This is a genomic window from Collimonas sp. OK607 (genome assembly GCF_900111995.1).
In the GTDB taxonomy this organism is placed as follows: Bacteria; Pseudomonadota; Gammaproteobacteria; order Burkholderiales; family Burkholderiaceae_D; genus Collimonas.
Genome location: NZ_FOKF01000085.1, coordinates 1 through 2,250, shown reverse-complemented (window position 1 = coordinate 2,250; position 2,250 = coordinate 1). Strand labels below are relative to the sequence as shown.

The 2,250-nt window shown below is 50.1% G+C and carries 2 tRNA genes and 1 rRNA gene; all 3 read left to right on the top strand.

Annotated features, from left to right (window positions below):
• Positions 1-127: 127 nt before the first annotated feature.
• A 16S ribosomal RNA gene (locus BM029_RS25460) occupies positions 128-1,658 on the top strand.
• A gap of 125 nt (positions 1,659-1,783) precedes the next feature.
• Positions 1,784-1,860: transfer RNA gene (locus tag BM029_RS25455), tRNA-Ile, on the top strand.
• Between the two features lie 9 nt (positions 1,861-1,869).
• Positions 1,870-1,945: transfer RNA gene (locus tag BM029_RS25450), tRNA-Ala, on the top strand.
• Positions 1,946-2,250 lie beyond the last annotated feature (305 nt).

Genomic DNA, 2,250 nt, shown 5'->3' with positions numbered 1-2,250 from the left:
CGTATAACTTAAAACATTAAATGTTCACAAAAGAAGAAAATAGGCGCTTTCGAGAGAAAGTGGCCTGTCAGTATTTTGAGTGAGCGATAGCAGAGATGCTAGGCAGCAATGCCACAAAACAGAGATTGAACTGAAGAGTTTGATCCTGGCTCAGATTGAACGCTGGCGGCATGCCTTACACATGCAAGTCGAACGGTAACAGGGAGCTTGCTCCGCTGACGAGTGGCGAACGGGTGAGTAATATATCGGAACGTACCTTTGAGTGGGGGATAACTAGTCGAAAGATTAGCTAATACCGCATACGATCTACGGATGAAAGTGGGGGATCGCAAGACCTCATGCTCATAGAGCGGCCGATATCTGATTAGCTAGTTGGTGAGGTAAAGGCTCACCAAGGCTTCGATCAGTAGCTGGTCTGAGAGGACGACCAGCCACACTGGGACTGAGACACGGCCCAGACTCCTACGGGAGGCAGCAGTGGGGAATTTTGGACAATGGGGGCAACCCTGATCCAGCAATGCCGCGTGAGTGAAGAAGGCCTTCGGGTTGTAAAGCTCTTTTGTCAGGGAAGAAACGGGGAATCCTAATACGGTTCCCTAATGACGGTACCTGAAGAATAAGCACCGGCTAACTACGTGCCAGCAGCCGCGGTAATACGTAGGGTGCAAGCGTTAATCGGAATTACTGGGCGTAAAGCGTGCGCAGGCGGTTATGTAAGACAGGTGTGAAATCCCCGGGCTTAACCTGGGAATGGCATTTGTGACTGCATAGCTAGAGTGTGTCAGAGGGGGGTAGAATTCCACGTGTAGCAGTGAAATGCGTAGAGATGTGGAGGAATACCGATGGCGAAGGCAGCCCCCTGGGATAACACTGACGCTCATGCACGAAAGCGTGGGGAGCAAACAGGATTAGATACCCTGGTAGTCCACGCCCTAAACGATGTCTACTAGTTGTCGGGTCTTAATTGACTTGGTAACGCAGCTAACGCGTGAAGTAGACCGCCTGGGGAGTACGGTCGCAAGATTAAAACTCAAAGGAATTGACGGGGACCCGCACAAGCGGTGGATGATGTGGATTAATTCGATGCAACGCGAAAAACCTTACCTACCCTTGACATGTACGGAATGCTGAAGAGATTTGGCAGTGCTCGAAAGAGAACCGTAACACAGGTGCTGCATGGCTGTCGTCAGCTCGTGTCGTGAGATGTTGGGTTAAGTCCCGCAACGAGCGCAACCCTTGTCATTAGTTGCTACGAAAGGGCACTCTAATGAGACTGCCGGTGACAAACCGGAGGAAGGTGGGGATGACGTCAAGTCCTCATGGCCCTTATGGGTAGGGCTTCACACGTCATACAATGGTACATACAGAGGGCCGCCAACCCGCGAGGGGGAGCTAATCCCAGAAAGTGTATCGTAGTCCGGATTGTAGTCTGCAACTCGACTACATGAAGTTGGAATCGCTAGTAATCGCGGATCAGCATGTCGCGGTGAATACGTTCCCGGGTCTTGTACACACCGCCCGTCACACCATGGGAGCGGGTTTTACCAGAAGTAGGTAGCCTAACCGCAAGGAGGGCGCTTACCACGGTAGGATTCGTGACTGGGGTGAAGTCGTAACAAGGTAGCCGTATCGGAAGGTGCGGCTGGATCACCTCCTTTCTAGAGTTTGCATGAAAGTTAAGCGTCCACACTTATCGTCTGTTAGTTAAGAAGAACAGGTATCGGTCAAAGGCTGCGGCACGTAAAAGTGCTGAAGTTGATGGTAGGCTCGTACTGATCCAAGCGGGTCTGTAGCTCAGTTGGTTAGAGCACCGTGTTGATAACGCGGGGGTCGTTGGTTCGAGCCCAACCAGACCCACCAATAAGTTTCGGGGGTTTAGCTCAGCTGGGAGAGCACCTGCTTTGCAAGCAGGGGGTCGTCGGTTCGATCCCGTCAACCTCCACCAAGTTTCCTTGGTGTGAAATGTGAAATGTCAAACCTAAGTCGGTGCAAGGTATGCGCACTGGGATTTAGGTTTGGTCTTTTTAAGATCAAAAGCAATAACTGTTCTTTAACAATCTAGAAGAAGTAAAGATTCGTCAGCAAACAAGACATTGTTTGTTGATGGGTATGATTGTATCAAATCAAAAAGTATGTAAAGAGTTCTCAAAAGACTCCATGGGCGCAAGCTGCATGGAGATGCGATAACACTTTGGATACGGCAAACGCTAAACTCATAGAAATACCTCTGTAACCGCTTTTTGGGTGTGA